The 488-nt window shown below is 62.5% G+C and carries 1 protein-coding gene; it reads right to left on the bottom strand.

Translation table 11 applies throughout. From position 1 onward, the window contains the following. On the bottom strand, positions 1–488 hold a 488-nt coding region (locus tag ACWGS9_RS35320; RefSeq protein ID WP_454509496.1), incomplete at both ends, for an IS66 family transposase.

Raw genomic sequence — 488 nt, forward strand, 5'->3', positions numbered from 1 at the left:
TCGACCTGAAGGACGCCGCCCCCGAAGCGGGCCAGATGTTTTTGTGGGTGCTCACCTCGTCGGTCGCTCGAGGCGTAATAGACCGCCGCCGGCGGCGCGGCGCCGCCGAACGGCTGATCGTGGCGCACATACGTCCAGATACGGCCTGTTGTGCATTTGCTCTTTGCCAGGACGCGAATGGTCGTGTCGTCACCATGAAGGCGCTCGGCCGCGAACACATGAGCCTCGATCAGCTTGAAGATCGGCATGAGGGCATAGGTTCCATGACCAACCTGATCGGCCAGTGTCGAGATCGGCATGTCGATCCCCTCGCACTTGAAGCGCGTGCTCTGCCGGTTGAGCGGGATGTGCATGCCGAACTTGTCGAAGAGGATGGTCGCCAGCAACTGCGGGCCGATGAAGCCGCGCGGCGTGACATGGAATGGCGCCGGCGGCTGGATGATCGCCTCGCAATCCCGGCACGTAAATTTCTCCCGCACCGTTTCGAT

The organism is Mesorhizobium sp. Arg314, assembly GCF_053714275.1.